Raw genomic sequence first — 17083 nt, forward strand, 5'->3', positions numbered from 1 at the left:
GGTCAGGAAGGCGTGCCGGCTCGGTGGATAATCGCCGCGCATTTGCAGTCCATGGGCCGGAGGAATTCTTGTTTTCCATCATAGTTGCTGCGGGTTGGCCGATCTGGCCTCTGCTCGCTTGTTCGGTGATCGGGCTGGCGCTCGTCATCGAAAGATTCACCAGCTTGAAGACCTCCAGGGTCTTGCCTCCCAAGTTGCTCGACGAGGCCATCACCGTGTCGCGCACTTCGATCCCCGGTCCGGATGTGGTGACCAAGCTGGAAAAGAACTCCGGGCTCGGCGAGGTCCTGGCTGCAGGATTCCGCGCCCTCAATACCAACCCGCTATCGAGCGAAGACGATCTGCGCGTCTCGATGGAAGCAGCCGGACGCGTGGTGGCCCATCGGCTCGAACGGTACCTGCCCGCCCTGGCGACCATCGCATCAGCGGCGCCTTTGCTCGGCCTCCTCGGGACCGTGATCGGCATGATCGAGATCTTCGGCTCGCAGTCTCCCACGAGCGGCGCGGTCGGCTCGGGCAATCCGGCGCAGCTTGCCCACGGCATTTCGATCGCGCTCTACAACACGGCCTTCGGACTCATCATCGCGATTCCGGCGCTGATCTTCTGGCGCTATTTCCGCAGCCGTGTCGACGAGTACCTGCTGAACCTCGAACTGGCCGGCGAACGCTTCGCGCGCCACCTGAACACATTGCGCCGATGAGAATGCATTTCCGCCACGGGTCGCGCGATGAACCCGAGATCAACCTGATCCCCTTCATCGACGTGCTGCTGGTCGTGCTGATCTTCCTGATGCTGTCGACCACCTACAGCAAGTTCACCGAGATGCAGCTGCGTCTTCCGGTCGCTGACGTGGAAGCGCAACGGGACTACCCGAAGGAAGTGATCGTCGCCGTGTCGGCCGACGGGCGCTATTCGATCAACAAGAACGTGCTGCCGGACCGCAGTGTCGAAGCGGTCGCCGCGGCGCTGGCGGCGGCTGCCGGCGGCGCCAGGGACAACGTCGTGATCATCAGCGCCGACGCCAGTGCCGCCCACCAATCCGTCATCACGGTGATGGAAGCGGCCCGTCGGGCCGGTCTCGTGCAGATCACTTTCGCCACGCAGTCGGCCGCACAGGCGGGACGCTAGCCTTGGCGTCGTTGCGCCAGGCCTGGCTGCAACGCGGCGTGCTGGCGCGGCTGCTCTGGCCGCTGTCGTTGCTGTTCGGCGCGCTGGCCGGCGCTCGGCGCGCGCTGTATCAGGCAGGTATCCTGCGGACCGAGCAGGTTCACGTGCCGGTCGTCGTCGTCGGCAACGTCATCGCCGGGGGGTCCGGCAAGACACCTGTGGTGATGGCTGTCGTTCGACACCTCCAGGCGCGAGGCATCAAGGCCGGCGTCGTGTCCCGCGGCTACGGGAGGGCGACCGACGATTGCCGCGAGGTGCTCGATGACTCCGATCCGCGCGACGTCGGCGACGAGCCTGCACTGATCCGACATTCGACCCGGTCGCCGGTCTTCGTCGCGCGAAAGCGGATCGAAGCGGCCCGCGCCCTGCTCGAGCGATACCCGGACACTCAAGTCGTCGTGAGCGACGATGGACTTCAGCACCTCGCGCTCGCGCGGGATGTCGAGATCTGCGTCTTCGACGATCGCGGCGTGGGCAATGGCTGGCTGCTCCCGGCCGGCATGCTGCGAGAGCACTGGCCGCGCCGCTGCGACCTGGTGATCCACACGGGCGCACGGCCAGCGTTCGACGGCTTCACCGCGCGGAAGGCGCTCGCCGACTACGCATTGCGCCGCGATGGCACGCGGGTGCCACTCGAATTGCTGACCGACCGGAAGCTCGTTGCCGTCGCCGCGATCGCGAAGCCAGAGGCGTTCTTCCAGATGCTGAAGGAACGATCCCTGCTGCCGGTGCGATGCATCGCCCTGCCCGACCACCACGATTTCGAGGATTGGTCCCTGCCGGCGGACGGCGGCCAGACGCTGGTCTGCACCGAAAAAGACGCAGTGAAACTGTGGCGCAAGGCACCCGACGCCTTGGCCGTGCCGCTGGTTTTCGAGCCTTCCCCCGCCTTCTTCACAGCGCTCGACGCAAAGCTATCATCGCTCGATGGACACCAAGCTGCTTGAATTGCTCGTCTGCCCCGTGACCAAGGGGCCGCTCACCTGGAACGCAGAGAAGCAGGAGCTTTCGTCGCGCAGTGCCCGCCTCGCCTACCCGGTGCGTGACGGCATCCCCGTGCTGCTCGAAACCGAAGCGCGCACGCTGACCGACGAAGAGTTGGGCCTTTGAACACCTCCTTCACCGTCCTGATTCCCGCGCGGCTCGCATCGACGCGCCTGCCCGACAAACCCCTGGCCGACATCGCCGGCCTCCCGATGGTGGTGCGCGTCGCCCGGCGCGCCCTGGAATCCGGCGCAGAGCGCGTCGTGGTGGCTGGCGACGATCCCCGCATCGTGGCCGCGTGCGCAGCACACGGAGTACAGGCGTTGCTCACGCGGACCGATCACGCCAGCGGAAGCGATCGCCTTGCCGAAGCCTGCACGCAGCTTGGCCTGGCAGACGACGCGATCGTCGTGAACGTGCAAGGCGACGAGCCTCTGATCGAGCCCTCCCTGATCGACGCCGTGGCGCTGACGCTGGCGGAGCATCCGGACGCGGCCATGAGCACTGCCGCACATGCCATCGATTCGCCCGAGGAGTTCGCCAATCCGAATGTCGTGAAAACAGTGCTCGACGCACACGGCAATGCGCTGTATTTCAGCCGTGCGCCGATTCCGTGGTGGCGCGACGGTTTTGCGGAAAAAGGGCCGAGGGCCGTTCCAACCTCGCCGCCGGCCCTGCGGCACATCGGCATCTATGGCTATCGCGCAGGATTCGTACGCGCGTTTCCCGACCTGCCTCCGGCGCCCGTCGAGGCGACCGAAGCCCTGGAACAGCTTCGCGCTCTGTGGCATGGCCACCGGATCGCAGTGCACGTCAGCTCACACGCGCCCGGGCCAGGCATCGACACGCCGGAAGACCTCGCACGCGTTCGCGCGCTGCTCGCTGCAAGCTAGTTCCCGCCGCTTCCCGGGCCCTGGAGCGCTGGGGGCGCATGCTATCCTCGAAGCAACTCCGCCCTGCGGCACCCCTCGGGGCGTTCAAGGGCGCGACAGAAAATCAAAGAACCTTCCGAGGACACCATGAGACTGATTTTGTTGGGCGCCCCCGGGGCAGGCAAGGGCACCCAGGCGGCCTTCATTTGCCAGAAGTACGGCATCCCCCAGATTTCCACTGGCGACATGCTGCGCGCCGCCGTCAAGGCAGGTACGCCGCTCGGACTCCAGGCCCAGGCCGTCATGGCATCGGGCGCCCTGGTGAGCGACGACCTGATCATCAATCTCGTCAAGGAGCGCATCGCGCAGCCGGATTGCGCCCAGGGCTTTCTCTTCGACGGCTTTCCCCGCACCATTCCGCAGGCCGAAGCCATGCGCGCAGCCGGCGTCAAGCTCGACTACGTGCTCGAGATCGACGTGCCCTTCTCCGACATCATCGAGCGCATGAGCGGCCGCCGCTCGCATCCGGCATCGGGGCGCATCTATCACGTGAAGTTCAATCCGCCGAAGGTCGAAGGCAAGGACGACCTCACCGGTGAGGACCTGATCCAGCGCGAGGACGACAAGGAAGAAACCGTGCGCAAGCGCCTCGAGGTCTACAGCCAGCAGACCCGGCCGCTGGTCGACTACTACTCCGACTGGGCCAAGGCCGATGCCGCCGCGGCACCCAAATACCGCGCCATCACCGGTGTCGGCACGGTCGACGAGATCACGCAGCGCGCGCTCGCCGCACTCAACAGCTAGTCAGGCCGGGCTGGAACGCAGCCCGTACACCTTGCCGTCGACGAACAGGTACTCGACGCGCATCACGGCGTCCCCCTTCTCGTCCTTGGAGGTGAAGCCCACGGCGGAAATGGTGGCGCCAGGCTTGATTTCCTGAACTTTCCAGGCCTCCATGCGCGTGAGCGGCGCCAACTCGAGCTCCCATTGGCGATCGTTGCGACGAGGCACGACCGCCTTGGCGAGCAGGCCAGGTCCATCGACGGGCGCGCTCTGTGCAGGCAAGGCACGCTTTGCAAGGTCCGCAGGCACCTTGAGATTCGGGGGAACCTCGATCATCAGCTCGGCATGCGGGTTCTGCCAGCGCGCGCTCACGACCCGACCTTCCAGGTAGAGGGGGCGGTCCTGATCAAAGCTGCTCCATCCGTGGTGCGCCCAGGCGGGCGGCACAGCGACGGCAGTCGAAGCGGCGGCCCATAGGAAGCTGCGACGTTTCATGCGGAAAGCTCCTTTCAGTAGGCGATCCACCGGCCGCAGAAGATCACGGCCAGCCAGATCGCAGTGGACGACAACATCTGTACCCGCGCCAACAAGTCGAGTTTGAGCAGCGAGTGACGGCCATGAAACCACAAGGCGTTGCAGCCGGCCAATAGCAGCAAGCCCATCTTGATCAGGAATGCCTGGTTGGCAAGCAGTTCCGCCGGCTGGGTGGCGAACATCAATGAACCACTGGCGGCGGCAAGCGCAAAGCCCGACAAGGCGATGGTCAAGGACAATTTGGCGAGATCGCGCACAGGTAGCACGGCAGCGCGTCCGAAAACGCGCATCTCGAGCGCAACCAGATTGCCCACGAGCAGCGCGATCCCGACGATGTGCACGACTTCCAGCGCCGGATAGGCCCACGGAGTCGATTGCAACGCGCTGAACATGGGTTCAGGCGGAACGTTCGCCGGACAGGAGTTCAAGCATCAGCGCGATGCGCGCCTTGACCGGCGTCAGGGCACCCGCGTCGCGCAGGACTTCCTTTTGCCTCGGAAGGATGCGCCCCTGCGAACACCGCGTCGCCCGAAGGACGGCAATCCCCTCGGCTTGCGCACGCAGCGCGGCTGCCTCGAGCGAATGGTGTAGCGTGCCGTTGCCCGTCGCCGCGAGCACGAGGCCCTGGACGACATCGGGGCCGCCCAGCCTGCGCTCCTGCACCAGCGCATCCACGATCGAGCCTCGCGACTCGGCATGGCTCAGGAGAATTTCCACGCGAGGCCAGGACGCAACACCCGCCACACGATCGAAGGCCAGCCGCTCGCCGGCCGGCACCGGCCAGTCCCTGAGCACCCTGAGTGCCCCTTCTTCCACGTAGGCCACCGGCCCCGCGTCACCCGAGTCGAAGGCATCGAGTCGGTACGTGTGGACCTTTTGAACATCGAATGCGCTGTGCACCGTGCCCGCGCAAACCGCGACGACACCCTGCGCGCCCGGCGTGGACGCAACGACGATGGCGTCCCGCACGTTCTGGGGACCATCGGGCGCCAGCGCGGTAGACGGCCGCATGGCGCAGGTCACGACGACCGGCTTCGACGGCCCAAGGACGGCCTGCAGGAAGAATGCCGTCTCCTCCAGGGTGTCCGTCCCGTGCGTGATGACGATGCCCGCCACGGCGGGCTCCGCGAGCCAATAGGCGCAACGCTGCGCCAGCGTTTGCCAGATGGCGAAGGACATGTCCTTGCTGTCGACCTGCGCCACCTGTTCGGCCGTCAATGAAATACCCGGTGGCGCGTCGATGCCGCCCAGCAGCTCGGCCACGCCCACCTCGCCGGCGGTGTAGCCGATGTTGTCGGCTGCGGCCGAGGCGCGGCCCGCAATCGTGCCTCCCGTGCCCAGCACGACCACGCGGCGTTCGTCTTTTCCATTGCTCTCGGCCATCGCTTGCCAACTTCCAGAAACTGGTTAAAAATACAGGTACTGGATATTCAGCCAGTGCCAATCAGGAGCCAACATGCAGTTCGCCGTGAAGCTTACCGCCCGTCAGCAGCAGATTCTGGACTTGATCCAGAGCGCCATCGCGCGCACCGGAGCCCCTCCCACGCGCGCCGAGATCGCCGCCGAACTCGGGTTCAAGTCGGCCAACGCTGCCGAGGAGCACCTGCAGGCACTCGCACGCAAGGGTGTGATCGAACTCGTAAGCGGCACCTCCCGCGGCATCCGACTCAAGGGCGACGCCCTGCGCTCCCTCAACGAGTCGCGCAACAACCAGTTCTCCCTGTCGCTGCCCGGGATGGCGCAACTCGCGCTGCCGTTGATCGGCCGCGTGGCTGCCGGTTCGCCCATCCTCGCGCAGGAACATGTCGACCAGACCTATTACGTCGAGAACACGCTGTTCCAGCGCCAGCCTGACTACCTCCTCAAGGTGCGCGGCATGTCCATGCGCGACGCCGGCATCATGGACGGTGACCTTCTTGCGGTTCAAGCTACCAAGGAAGCCCGCAACGGCCAGATCGTCGTGGCTCGGCTAGGCGATGAGGTCACAGTGAAGCGTCTCAAGCGCAACAAGCAGGTCATCGAGCTGCATGCGGAAAATCCCGACTACCCCACCATCGTCGTCCAACCGGGCGAGCCCTTCGAAATCGAGGGCCTGGCGGTCGGTCTCATCCGCAACACCATGCTGATGTGAGGCCTTGAATCACCCGGCCGCGACAGGTGGCGGGCGTATGGCGAAGAGCCATCACCCTGTCGAGGCCCATGAAAGCAATCCTGCCTATGTTCAATCTCTGACCTTTGGAGTTCACATGGGAATCGCCCTGCTCAGCATCGTTGATTTGTTCACGCCACTGCAATCGCTGGCCAGCCGCTGGATGCCGGCGCGCAACTCGCGTCGAGTCAGTCCGTCCGGCCTGCGCTATGTCGGAGTCCGTCCAGGCTGCGCCGGACGGCAGGCTGCCGGCTCGCAAGTCAGCGCGCCCGCCGCGCGCCCCCTGCGCGTGGTGCGCATGATCGACGCACAACAACCGGGCTGCCACCAGAGCCGCGTCGTGATTTCGGGCCGCATGGCCGACGTCTGCGCGGAGCTCGACAGGTTGGTGGCACTCGAAGCGGCCGGCTCGGCACTGCACTCCGCGCACACGCATTGAGGGCCTCGGTGCTTCTGCGCTGAACGAGCGCGTTGCCGCCGGCAGCGCCTCGTTTGGCAACCGTCGCGTACGGTGCATGCAACAGCAAATCGACGCGCCGTTACAGCATGTCGATGGTGCGAGGCACAATGGCACGCCATGAACATTGTGATCCTCGACGACTATCAGGATGCGGTGCGCAAATTGCAGTGCGCTGCCAAGCTCGATGCGTATGCCGCCAAGGTCTACACCAACACGGTCAAGGGCATCGGACAGCTCTCGGTGCGGCTCAAGGACGCCGACGTGATCGTGCTGATCCGCGAGCGCACCCAGATCTCCCGCCAGCTCATCGAGAAGCTGCCCAAGCTCAAGCTCATTTCGCAGACCGGCCGGGTCGGCGGCCACATCGACGTGAACGCCTGCACGGAGCAAGGCATTGCGGTGGCGGAAGGCACGGGGTCGCCGCTGGCGCCTGCGGAGTTGACCTGGGCTTTGATCATGGCCGCCATGCGTCGCCTGCCTCAGTACATCAGCAACCTCAAGCACGGTGCATGGCAGCAATCGGGCCTCAAGTCGGCATCGATGCCGCCGAACTTCGGGCTTGGCTCGGTGCTCAAGGGCAAGACGCTTTGCATCTGGGGCTACGGGCGTATCGGCCAGCTGGTCGCACGGTACGGCCAGGCATTCGGGATGCAAGTGGTGATCTGGGGGCGCGAGCAGAGTTGCGCCAGGGCGAGGTCCGATGGATTCCAGGTTGCGCCGAACCGTGAAGCCTTCTTCGCCGCGGCCGACGTGCTGTCGGTTCATCTTCGGCTCACCGACGAAACGCGGGGCCTGGTCACGCTCGAGGATCTTTCGCGCATGAAGCCGACCGCGCTGTTCGTGAACACATCGCGCGCCGAGCTGGTCGAGCAGGACGCACTTCTCGCAGCACTCAATCGCGGCCGGCCTGGCCTGGCGGCGGTCGACGTCTTCGAGAGCGAACCCCCGCTGCAGGGCCATGCCCTGCTACGGCTCGAGAACTGCATCTGCACCCCGCACATCGGCTACGTCGAGCAGGACAGCTACGAGATGTACTTCGGTCAGGCTTTCGACAATGTCGTCAGCTTCATCAAGGGAAACCCGACCAACATCGTCAACCCCGGCGCACTGCAGGTCCGCCGTTGAAACGGCCTGCCCTGCCGGCCGCCCTGTGGGCCCTGCTGGCGGGCAACTTCGTGATCGGCACCGGCGTGATGGTCGTGCCCGGCACGCTCAACGAACTCAGCACGTCCCTGGAGGTCAGCGCGGCGACGGCCGGCCAGTTGATCACGGCCGGCGCGATCGTCATGTGCCTGGGAGCGCCTTTGCTCGCCGCCGTGGTCGCGGGATGGGACCGCCGGGTGCTGCTGGCCTGCACGATGCTCTGGTACGGAGCCGGTCACCTCGTCGCGACGCTCATGCCGAATTTCGGCGGGCTGCTGCTGGTCCGCATGCTGACGGTGGTGGCGCCCGCGATCTTCACCCCGCAGGCTGCAGCGTGCGTCGGTCTGCTGGTTCCGCCTGACCAGCGCGGCCGTGCAGTCACCTTCGTGTTCCTCGGATGGTCGATGGCTTCGGTGCTGGGCCTTCCGATTGGCGCCATGATCGGCGGCCATTTCGGGTGGCGGACGGCGTTTGCGGTGATCACGGCTCTGTCGACGATCAGCGCGGTCTGGATCTGGCTCAAGCTTCCCACCGGCATTCGGCCCGCCGCCTTGTCGCGTGAAGCCTGGGGCCGCGTGCTCACAAGTCCCCTGCTGATGGGTGTGGTCTCCGTCACCGCGCTACAGGGCGCCGGCCAGTTCATCCTGTTCAGCTACTTCGCTCCCATCCTGAAGCAGAACCTGGGTGCGAGTGCAACCGAACTGGGCCTCATGTGGGCCTGGTTCGGCGTCTGCGGCCTCGCCGGCAACATGCTGGTGAGCCGCCACATCGACCGCGTGGGTGCGCCGCAGATGGTGTTGCTCACCACCTCGCTGATCGCGCTGAGCCTGCTTCTGTGGCCGCTGGGTGTCACCCTCGTCTGGCTGGCGGTCCTGCTCACCCCCTGGGGACTCGGGTGCTTCGCGACCAATTCAGCCCAGCAGGCACGGCTGGTGGGGATCTCGCCCGCGCTCGCGCCAGGCTCCGTGGCGCTGAACAGCTCCGGCATCTACATCGGACAGGCCGTAGGTGCCGGGGCCGGCGGCTGGCTGCTGGCCCATGACGCAACCGCCTGGATGAGTTGGGTCGGCCTGGCAACCGTCCTCGTCGCCCTCGGGCTCAGCGTGGCCGTGGACAGGGCACAGCGCCGCGCCCCTGCATTCAGCGCTTGATGATCGGTCGCGGCGCGATCTCGGCCTCGGTGGTCGGATCGAACAAATCGAAGTCGATCACGTGCGGATCCGTCGAAGGCGCGGGAGGCGGCTTCGGGGACTCGATCGGCGTCGGCATGGTCTCGTAGGCCGTCTTGTCGAAGTCGGCGAGGTCCAACTCCAGATCAGGCCTGACGCGCGGCTGTGCCTCGCTTGCGACAGGCATCGGCACCGGTGCATCCGGCACCATCACCGTGTCGCGATGCAGGCCGTCATCGATCGAGCCGTAGATCGAGGGCGACATCACCAGATCCTCGTCGTGCATGACCGGCGGCTGGGTATCGACTTCGAGGGGCGCGGTCGCCGTCGGCATTTCGTCGTGCGTGTCGACGAACGACTGCGGGGTCACCGGTGCAGGCGGTGCGCTCTCCGGATCGATCACCTCTTTCGCCACCGCGTAGAGGAGCAGGAGTTCCTGGTAGGCAGCGAGATCGAACGCGTCGTCCTCGTGGACGCCCGGCTTGCGGAAAATCAGTTCCTCGATCAGCGCAAGGGTGCCGGGCGCAGGCCATTGCGATTCGATGCGCGCCAGGGCGCTGCGGTAATGCTCCAGCCCCCTGCCCGCCTCGGTGAAATGCTCGAAGGCCGGCACGTCGGCGTTGAAGGCGCGTTCGAACTCTTCCGCCAGCCGCGCATAGTCTTCCTTGCGGTCGAGCGAATGAAAGATGCGCAGCAGGTCGAGGTAGGCCAGCGCGCTGGTCCCGGGATTGGCGGCGATGTGCTCGCGCAGCACCGCGATCGCCTGGTCATGTTGGCCGAGCGAGAGGAAGAAGTCCGATTGCTGCTGCACGTCGAACAGTTCTTCGGTGTTGACCGGCCGCACCGGGGCGTTGTCGAAAGTGCGCACCGGATGCGCGGCCTCGTCGAAGCCGCTGTCGAGCGCATGGGGCTCCAGCGGCGCAAACGGTGTCGGCACGAAAGTCCTGCCCGTGCTGGCGCTGCGTCGCGGAGGGCGCACATCCGGCTCGGAGTCCAGGTCCATCTCTTCGTCCAGCAGTCCCCGCTGCGGATGGAGACGCTTGCGCGCGCCCTCGCCTCTCGGAGGCGGCGCTTCACCCCACCAGGCCGGCACGGCCGCAGGGCGTCGCGCCTGGCGCCACAGCAGCAACATGCCGATGAGCGCCAGCAGCAGCAGCGCGACCAAGGCGTAGACGAGCGGATTGCGATACTGGCTTTCACGCGCCTGGGCCAACTCGCTGCGCAATTCGTTCAGGGCGCGCTGGTTCTGCGCAGTTTGCTCGCGCAATGCGGCGAGCGTGGAATCCATGTCCTTTGCACGCTGGGCCTCGCGCTGCGCCTCCTGCGGCTGCGGATTCATCGCGTTCCAGAGGGCCGCGGCAGCGGCACGTCGCCCAAGATCCTCGGAGGGAGGCAATGCCAGGTCCGTCGTGGTCTTGAGGCCCGCTTCCTTGGTGGCTTGCGGCTCCAGCGCCTCGACGCGAAGGCGTGATCCGCCTGTGGCCGATTCTGGCTTCGGCGACGGTTGCGCGGGGGATGCTGGCGTCGCCGCAGCGACCTTCGGCGCGGCAGGCGGCCTCGCCACGGGCGTTCGCCGGGGCGCGGCCGGAGCAACGATGGCAGGAGCGCGGCGCGGTGCCTGCGTTTCGGCATCAGGCGATGCGGGCTCCCGCGGCGGGATGGCGCGCTGTGCTGTCCTGGTGCCGGAACCCTCCGACGAGGACGCTCCGCCGCTCGCATTGCGCGGCACAGCGCGCGTCGCGGGCCGCGCGACCGGCGCGGGGTCCGACGAGGAACGCGCCGCGGACGGCGCAACAACACCCGGCAGCGCCACGTCGGTGGGCACATCGGCCAACAGCACGTAGCTGCGCGCAGACTTCGTCTCGCAGCCTGCCCGCACGGTGACGGTGACCACCGGCTCCTCCATCGGAACGGTGGAGCGAATGCGCATGTTGGGATTGCCAGGACCCGCTCCGGGATCGAGGGATACAGTCACACGGCGATCGGGAATCGCCGTGTCGCCTTGGAGGACATGGGCCTCGAGGCACAAGGAGCCGCCCGCCTCCGCGGAATCGAGCGTGAGCGGGATCACCACGTCCATCGGCTTGCCGATCCAGACGGCGCCCTGCGGCCGACCGATCGTCAACGCGGATGATTCGAGGGCGAGCCCGAGGAGAAACAGGCTCGCCGCTAAGCGTGGGGACTGCAAAATGGGCTGCAATGGCAATCTAAAGTTGACACATTCTGACATGAGGGTCAGAGGCGATCTTTCAGAGAGAGACAATTATCAAATGACTGTGAATTTTTCCAACATCGGTGTGATCGGCGCCGGCGCCATGGGACGAGGCATCGCGCAGATCGCAGCGCAGGCCGGAAGCGAGGTGTTGCTGCTCGACAGCTTCGATGGCGCGGCAGCGCGTGGACGCGATGCCGTCCTCGCCCAATGGCGGAAGCAGCACGAAAAAGGCAAGCTGGACGCCGCACAGCGCGACGCGCTGTCTTCACGCGTGCGTGCGGTCGATTCGATGCAGGCGCTCGCCGCCTGCGATCTGGTGATCGAAGCCGTGGTCGAAGACCTGGAGGTCAAGCGCAAGCTCTTCAAGGAGTTGGAGGACATCGTGTCGCCCTCGGCCACGCTCGTCACCAACACGTCGTCGCTGTCAGTCACCGCCATCGCGGCAGCGATGAAGCATCCCGAGCGCATGGCGGGATTCCATTTCTTCAATCCCGTGCCGCTGATGAAGGTCGTGGAGGTCGTTGCCGGCTTCAAGACGGACGCCCAGGTCTGCAAGCGGCTCGCCGGCTATGCCACCCAGATGGGCCACAGCGCGGTGCAGGCGAAGGACACGCCCGGCTTCATCGTGAACCACGCAGGGCGCGGCTACGGCACCGAGGCGCTGCGCATCGCTGGTGAAGGCGTCGCAGACTTCGCGACGATCGACCGCATCCTGAAGGACCAGGCCGGTTTTCGGCTCGGGCCGTTCGAGTTGCTCGACCTGACGGCGCTCGACGTGTCGCATCCCGTGATGGAGTCGATCTACCGCCAGTACTACGAGGAGCCGCGCTATCGCCCCAGCGTGATCACGGCGCAGCGCCTGGCGGCCGGCGCATTGGGCCGCAAGACAGGCGAAGGCTTCTACCGCTATGCCGACGGAACGATGCAGCAGACTCCAGAGCCGCCTGCGCCGACAGTCGATTCGATCCCGTCGGTCTGGGTGTCGCCGCGCGCGGCGCGTCGGCCCGAACTCCTGCGGCTCGTCCATGCCCTGGGCGCCCAACTCGAAAGCGGCGCGACGCCTTCCAGCGCGGCGCTGATCCTGGTCGCTCCGCTTGGCTTCGACGTGACGACCGTGGCAGCGGTCGAGCGGCTCGACGCGACGCGCACGGTCGGTATCGACATGATGGTCGACGACGCGGCGACCCAGCGCCGCGTGCTTGCAACCAACCCCGCCACCCGGCGCGACGTGCGCGATGCAGCGCATGCGCTCTTTGCCCGCGACGGCAAGACCGTCAGCGTGATCCGCGACAGCGGCGGCTTCGTCACCCAGCGCGTCGTCGCCACCATCGTGAACATCGCTTGCGACATGTGCCAGCAAGGCGTCTGCTCGCCGGCCGACCTCGACACGGCCGTGCGCCTCGGGCTCGGCTATCCGCAAGGGCCGTTGGCCATGGGCGATCTGTACGGCCCGACCAACATGCTCGAAGTGTTGTTCAACCTCCAGACCGTCTACGGCGATCCTCGCTATCGCCCGAGCCCTTGGCTGCGCCGGCGCGGCGCCCTCGGCCTGAGCCTCACCCATGAAGAAGAGTAAGAGACACGCATGACCGCAGAACTGAAGAGCACGACCGAGGGCAGCACGATGGTGCTCACCCTCTCCAATCCCTCGCAACGCAATGCGCTGGGCCCCGAGATGTATGCCGCGGGCATCGAGGCGCTAAACGGCGCAGAGAACAGCGACGAGATCCGCAGCGTGATCCTCGTCGGCGAAGGCAAGTGGTTCTGTGCCGGCGGCTCGCTGCAGCGCCTGTCCGCCAACCGGGACCGCGAACCCGCGGTGCAGGCCGAGAGCATCGAGGCACTGCACACCTGGGTCGATTCGATCCGCACCTTTCCGAAGCCCGTCATCGCAGCGGTCGAAGGTGCGGCGGCCGGCGCGGGCTTCTCGCTGGCATTGGCCTGCGACTTCGTGGTCTCGGCGCGCGATGCGGTGTTCGCTGCCTCGTACAGCAATGTCGCGCTTTCGCCGGATGGTGGGCTGAGCTGGCATCTCGGACAGGCGCTGCCGCGCCAATTGGCCAGCGAATGGCTCATGCTCGGCGAACGCCTGGACGCCTCGCGCCTCCACGCACTGGGGCTGGTCAACGAGATCACCGAAAGCGGGCAGGCCCTCGCCTCCGCACTTGCTCTCGCCGGAAAGCTCAATGCGCGCGCGCCGAACGCTCTGGCCAGCATCAAGGAACTGCTCAGTGAAGCGCGGGGCACGACCCTGGTGTCGCAGCTGTCACAGGAGCGCGATCACTTCGTGCGCAATCTGCATCACGCCAACGCGGGCATCGGCATCGCGGCATTCCTCTCGAAGCAGACGCCGCGCTACGAATGACGGGCGCGTCGCTCCCGCGACAACCCCCAGCTTTTCAGTCACCGACAGGACAGTCCATGGACGACCCCATTCTTACCATCGAAGAACGTGAAGCGATCAACGGTGGTCGCTGGTTTTCTTCTCTCTCCCCATCACTGCGCCACGACATCCTCCGATGTGCTTTCGTCAAACGCTACAAGGACGGCGAGTTGATCGCCGCTCGCGGCGATCCGCCGGAGCAGTGGATCGCCTGCGCAAAGGGCGCAGTGCGGGTGAGCTCGACCGCCGTGTCGGGCAAGCAGGTCACGCTGACCTACGTCGAGCCGGGCATCTGGTTCGGCGACGTGGCGATGTTCGACGGGGACCGGCGCACGCACGATGCGTATGCGCATGGCGACTCCACGATCCTCTGCGTGGCGCGTGCGGACTTCCAGAAGATCCTCGCGAACCACGTCGAGCTCTACGAAGCGTTGATGCGCCTGCAGGCGCGGCGCATCCGCCAGTTGTTCGGGCTGGTCGAGGACCTCAACACCCTGCCCTTGCGCGCGCGCTTGGCCAAGCAACTCATCCACCTGGTTCGCAGCTATGGCGTGCCGAACCTCGCGGACGGCAGCCAGATGCGCATCGGCCTGCATCTCGCGCAGGAAGAGCTCGCCCAATTGCTCGGCGCATCGCGCCAGCGCGTCAACCAGGAACTGAAGGCCATGGAGCGCGAGGAAGCGATCCGCATCGAGCCGGGCGGCCTGGTCGTGCTGGACCGCGCCGCGCTGATGCGCATCTCGGAAGCCGACGACCAGTAAATCCAGAGATATCGAGAGACATGACCCAGGACTTCGACAATTTCGTCGGCACGCGTGCCGTTTCCCAACAGCACCTCGTCGACATCGATGCGCTGACCGCATGGCTCGAAAAGAACCTTGAAGGGTTCGAGGGGCCGCTCACGGTCGAGATGTTCAAGGGCGGGCAGTCCAACCCGACCTACAAGCTCATCACGCCGTCGCAAAGCTACGTGATGCGCGCGAAGCCGGGACCGGTCGCCAAGCTGCTGCCTTCTGCGCACGCGGTCGAGCGGGAGTTCAAGGTCATGAGCGGGCTTGCCGGCACCGACGTGCCGGTACCGCGGATGTACTGCCTGTGCGAGGACGAAGCCGTGATCGGCCGCGCCTTCTACGTGATGGAATTCATGGCGGGCCGCGTACTGTGGGACCAATCCCTCCCCGGCATGGACAACGCCGGACGCGCCGCCATCTACGACGAGATGAACCGCGTCATCGCGGCGCTGCACACGGTGAAGTTCGCCGAGCGCGGCCTCGCCGACTACGGCAAGCCCGGCAACTACTTCGAGCGTCAGATCGGCCGCTGGAGCAAGCAGTACGTCGCATCGATCACGCAGCCCATCCCCGAAATGGATCGCCTGATGGAGTGGCTGCCGGCCCACATCCCGGCCAGCGCACGCGACGAGAAGATGAGCTCGATCGTGCACGGCGACTTCCGCCTCGACAACCTGATGTTCCACGCCACGGAGCCGCGCGCGATCGCCGTGCTCGACTGGGAGCTGTCGACGCTGGGCCACCCGCTGGCGGACTTCAGCTATCACTGCATGGCCTGGCATATCCCGCACGCGATGTCGCGCGGCGTCGGCGGTCTTGACCTGAAGAGCCTCTCCATCCCGACGGAGAGCGAATACATCCAGCGCTACTGCGATCGCACCGGCCTCACGACGCCCGAGGCGCTGGCGCCGGACTGGAACTTCTACCTGGCCTACAACATGTTCCGCATCGCGGCGATCCTGCAAGGCATTGCCAAGCGGGTCGAGGCCGGCACCGCATCGAGCGAGCAAGCCGTGGCCTCTGGCCGCGGCGCGCGACCGATGGCCGAAATGGCCTGGCAATTCGCCAAGAAAGCATGAACGGCGCGGCAACGGCCGCCTGACATCCCACCCACCTGGAGACGACATGGACTTCGAATACTCGGCCAAAACCAAAGAGCTTCAAAAGCGCGTCAGCGCCTTCATGGAAGACCACATCTATCCCGCGGAGGCCGCGTACTCGGCCGAGCTGGCAGCGAACACTGCCGCCGGCAAGCGCTGGACAGCGCTCGATACGGTCGAGAAGCTCAAGGCCAAGGCCAAGGCCCAGGGTCTGTGGAACCTGTTCCTGCCGGTCGACAGCGCTGCCGCATCGGGCTACGAAGGCGCCGGCCTCACCAACCAGGAATACGCGCCGTTGGCCGAGATCATGGGGCGGGTGCCATGGGCCAGCGAGGCCTTCAACTGCTCGGCGCCCGACACCGGCAACATGGAAACCATCGCACGCTACGGCTCCGACGAGATCAAGGCGCGCTGGCTCAAGCCGCTCCTCGAAGGGGAAATCCGATCGGCCTTCGCGATGACCGAACCCGACGTGGCTTCCAGCGATGCGACCAACATCTCGACCCGCATCGAACGTCAGGGTGACGAGTACGTGATCAACGGCCGCAAGTGGTGGATCTCCGGCGCGGCCGACCCGCGCTGCAAGGTCTTCATCACCATGGGCAAGTCGGAACCCGACGCGCCCCGCCACTCCCAGCAGAGCATGGTCATCGTGCCGGCCGACGCCAAGGGCATCCGCATCGTGCGGCCGCTCAACGTGATGGGGTATGACGATGCGCCGCATGGCCACGTCGAGATGTACTTCGAGAACGTCCGCGTGCCGGTCGGCAACATCCTCCTGGGCGAAGGCCGCGGCTTCGAGATCGCCCAGGGCCGCCTCGGCCCGGGACGCATCCACCACTGCATGCGCCTGATCGGCCTGGCGGAACGCGCGCTCGAACTGATGTGCAAGCGCGCCTCCTCGCGCGTGGCCTTCGGGAAGACCGTCGCATCGCAGACCGTGACGCAGGAACGCATCGCCGAAGCGCGCTGCAAGATCGACATGGCGCGCCTGCTGACGCTCAAGGCCGCATGGCTGATGGACGTGGCCGGAAACAAGGTCGCCAAGACCGAGATCGCGATGATCAAGGTTGTCGCACCGAGCATGGCTTGCCAGGTGATCGACTGGGCCATGCAGGTGCACGGCGGCGGCGGCATGTGCGATGACTTCCCGCTGGCCTATGCCTACGCCGGCGCTCGCACGCTGCGTTTTGCGGATGGCCCGGACGAAGTGCATCGCAATGCGATCGCGAAGTGGGAGCTGGGCAAGTACGCGCCGAGCAAGGGCGACGAGCCGATGCCTGTCACCCGGTTCTGAAGCTCGCCCCCAGGTTGCCCGCACTTCGTGCCGGG

The 17083-nt window shown here is 66.1% G+C and carries 19 protein-coding genes; 15 read left to right on the forward strand and 4 right to left on the reverse strand.

Features of this window, described 5'->3' with window-relative positions:
• The first annotated feature begins 68 nt into the window (after positions 1 to 68).
• The 6 genes from QTH97_RS02355 (at position 69) to adk (ending at position 3828) form a co-directional block, all read left to right on the forward strand.
• Complete coding sequence (locus QTH97_RS02355) at positions 69 to 701, forward strand: MotA/TolQ/ExbB proton channel family protein (RefSeq protein WP_286566400.1); 633 nt, start codon at positions 69 to 71, stop codon at positions 699 to 701.
• A 2-nt stretch (positions 702 to 703) separates the two neighbouring features.
• Complete coding sequence (locus tag QTH97_RS02360; protein WP_286566401.1) at positions 704 to 1129, forward strand: ExbD/TolR family protein; 426 nt, start codon at positions 704 to 706, stop codon at positions 1127 to 1129.
• Between the two features lie 2 nt (positions 1130 to 1131).
• Positions 1132 to 2115, forward strand: a complete 984-nt coding sequence (gene lpxK / locus QTH97_RS02365; protein ID WP_286566402.1) for a tetraacyldisaccharide 4'-kinase — start codon at positions 1132 to 1134, stop codon at positions 2113 to 2115.
• Positions 2096 to 2278, forward strand: a complete 183-nt coding sequence (locus QTH97_RS02370; RefSeq protein WP_286566403.1) for a Trm112 family protein — start codon at positions 2096 to 2098, stop codon at positions 2276 to 2278. Before lpxK ends, QTH97_RS02370 begins: the two co-directional genes overlap by 20 nt.
• Positions 2275 to 3045 carry a 3-deoxy-manno-octulosonate cytidylyltransferase gene (kdsB, locus tag QTH97_RS02375; RefSeq protein WP_286566404.1) on the forward strand — a complete coding sequence of 257 codons (771 nt, stop codon included), beginning with the start codon at positions 2275 to 2277 and terminating at the stop codon, positions 3043 to 3045. Before QTH97_RS02370 ends, kdsB begins: the two co-directional genes overlap by 4 nt.
• 126 nt (positions 3046 to 3171) lie before the next feature.
• The gene (adk, locus tag QTH97_RS02380) at positions 3172 to 3828 is read left to right on the forward strand and encodes an adenylate kinase (protein ID WP_286566405.1); all 657 of its coding nucleotides are present in this window, start codon (positions 3172 to 3174) and stop codon (positions 3826 to 3828) included.
• Here adk and QTH97_RS02385 read toward each other — a convergent pair whose 3' ends face one another.
• The 3 genes from QTH97_RS02385 to QTH97_RS02395 are packed head-to-tail and all read right to left on the reverse strand — an operon-like array spanning position 3829 to position 5724.
• Complete coding sequence (locus QTH97_RS02385) at positions 3829 to 4302, reverse strand: DUF6152 family protein (protein WP_286566406.1); 474 nt, start codon at positions 4300 to 4302, stop codon at positions 3829 to 3831.
• A gap of 14 nt (positions 4303 to 4316) precedes the next feature.
• On the reverse strand, positions 4317 to 4733 hold the full coding sequence (locus tag QTH97_RS02390) for a hypothetical protein (protein ID WP_286566407.1): 417 nt from the start codon (positions 4731 to 4733) through the stop codon (positions 4317 to 4319).
• Between the two features lie 4 nt (positions 4734 to 4737).
• Entirely contained in the window at positions 4738 to 5724 is a 987-nt protein-coding gene (locus QTH97_RS02395; RefSeq protein ID WP_286566409.1) for an asparaginase, read from the reverse strand.
• 73 nt (positions 5725 to 5797) lie between these two features.
• On the opposite strand from QTH97_RS02395, the gene lexA reads away from it, so the two are divergent.
• The 4 genes from lexA (at position 5798) to QTH97_RS02415 (ending at position 9244) form a co-directional block, all read left to right on the forward strand.
• Positions 5798 to 6472: a transcriptional repressor LexA gene (lexA, locus tag QTH97_RS02400; RefSeq protein WP_093107767.1), complete on the forward strand. Its 675-nt coding sequence runs from the start codon at positions 5798 to 5800 to the stop codon at positions 6470 to 6472.
• A 115-nt stretch (positions 6473 to 6587) separates the two neighbouring features.
• Positions 6588 to 6929, forward strand: coding sequence for a hypothetical protein (locus tag QTH97_RS02405; RefSeq protein ID WP_286566410.1), 342 nt, complete (start codon positions 6588 to 6590; stop codon positions 6927 to 6929).
• A 138-nt stretch (positions 6930 to 7067) separates the two neighbouring features.
• On the forward strand, positions 7068 to 8075 hold the full coding sequence (locus tag QTH97_RS02410; RefSeq protein ID WP_286566411.1) for a D-2-hydroxyacid dehydrogenase family protein: 1008 nt from the start codon (positions 7068 to 7070) through the stop codon (positions 8073 to 8075).
• Positions 8072 to 9244, forward strand: coding sequence for an MFS transporter (locus QTH97_RS02415; protein WP_286566412.1), 1173 nt, complete (start codon positions 8072 to 8074; stop codon positions 9242 to 9244). The genes QTH97_RS02410 and QTH97_RS02415 overlap by 4 nt, the downstream gene beginning before the upstream one ends.
• Here QTH97_RS02415 and QTH97_RS02420 read toward each other — a convergent pair.
• Complete coding sequence (locus QTH97_RS02420; RefSeq protein WP_286566413.1) at positions 9234 to 11387, reverse strand: tetratricopeptide repeat protein; 2154 nt, start codon at positions 11385 to 11387, stop codon at positions 9234 to 9236. The genes QTH97_RS02415 and QTH97_RS02420 overlap by 11 nt on opposite strands.
• A 145-nt stretch (positions 11388 to 11532) precedes the next feature.
• On the opposite strand from QTH97_RS02420, the gene QTH97_RS02425 reads away from it, so the two are divergent.
• Genes QTH97_RS02425 through QTH97_RS02445 form a run of 5 tightly spaced genes read left to right on the forward strand, consistent with a single transcriptional unit; the run spans position 11533 to position 17048 of the window.
• On the forward strand, positions 11533 to 13053 hold the full coding sequence (locus QTH97_RS02425; protein WP_286566414.1) for a 3-hydroxyacyl-CoA dehydrogenase: 1521 nt from the start codon (positions 11533 to 11535) through the stop codon (positions 13051 to 13053).
• A gap of 9 nt (positions 13054 to 13062) precedes the next feature.
• On the forward strand, positions 13063 to 13842 hold the full coding sequence (locus QTH97_RS02430; RefSeq protein ID WP_286566415.1) for an oxepin-CoA hydrolase, alternative type: 780 nt from the start codon (positions 13063 to 13065) through the stop codon (positions 13840 to 13842).
• A 56-nt stretch (positions 13843 to 13898) separates the two neighbouring features.
• Positions 13899 to 14621: a Crp/Fnr family transcriptional regulator gene (locus tag QTH97_RS02435; protein WP_286566417.1), complete on the forward strand. Its 723-nt coding sequence runs from the start codon at positions 13899 to 13901 to the stop codon at positions 14619 to 14621.
• A 20-nt stretch (positions 14622 to 14641) separates the two neighbouring features.
• Entirely contained in the window at positions 14642 to 15730 is a 1089-nt protein-coding gene (locus QTH97_RS02440) for a phosphotransferase (protein ID WP_286566418.1), read from the forward strand.
• 46 nt (positions 15731 to 15776) lie between these two features.
• Positions 15777 to 17048 (forward strand): acyl-CoA dehydrogenase family protein, encoded by a 1272-nt coding sequence (locus QTH97_RS02445; protein WP_286566419.1) that lies wholly within the window; start codon positions 15777 to 15779, stop codon positions 17046 to 17048.
• Positions 17049 to 17083 lie beyond the last annotated feature (35 nt).

It is taken from the genome of Variovorax gracilis (assembly GCF_030317115.1).
Lineage (GTDB): Bacteria > Pseudomonadota > Gammaproteobacteria > Burkholderiales > Burkholderiaceae_C > Variovorax > Variovorax gracilis.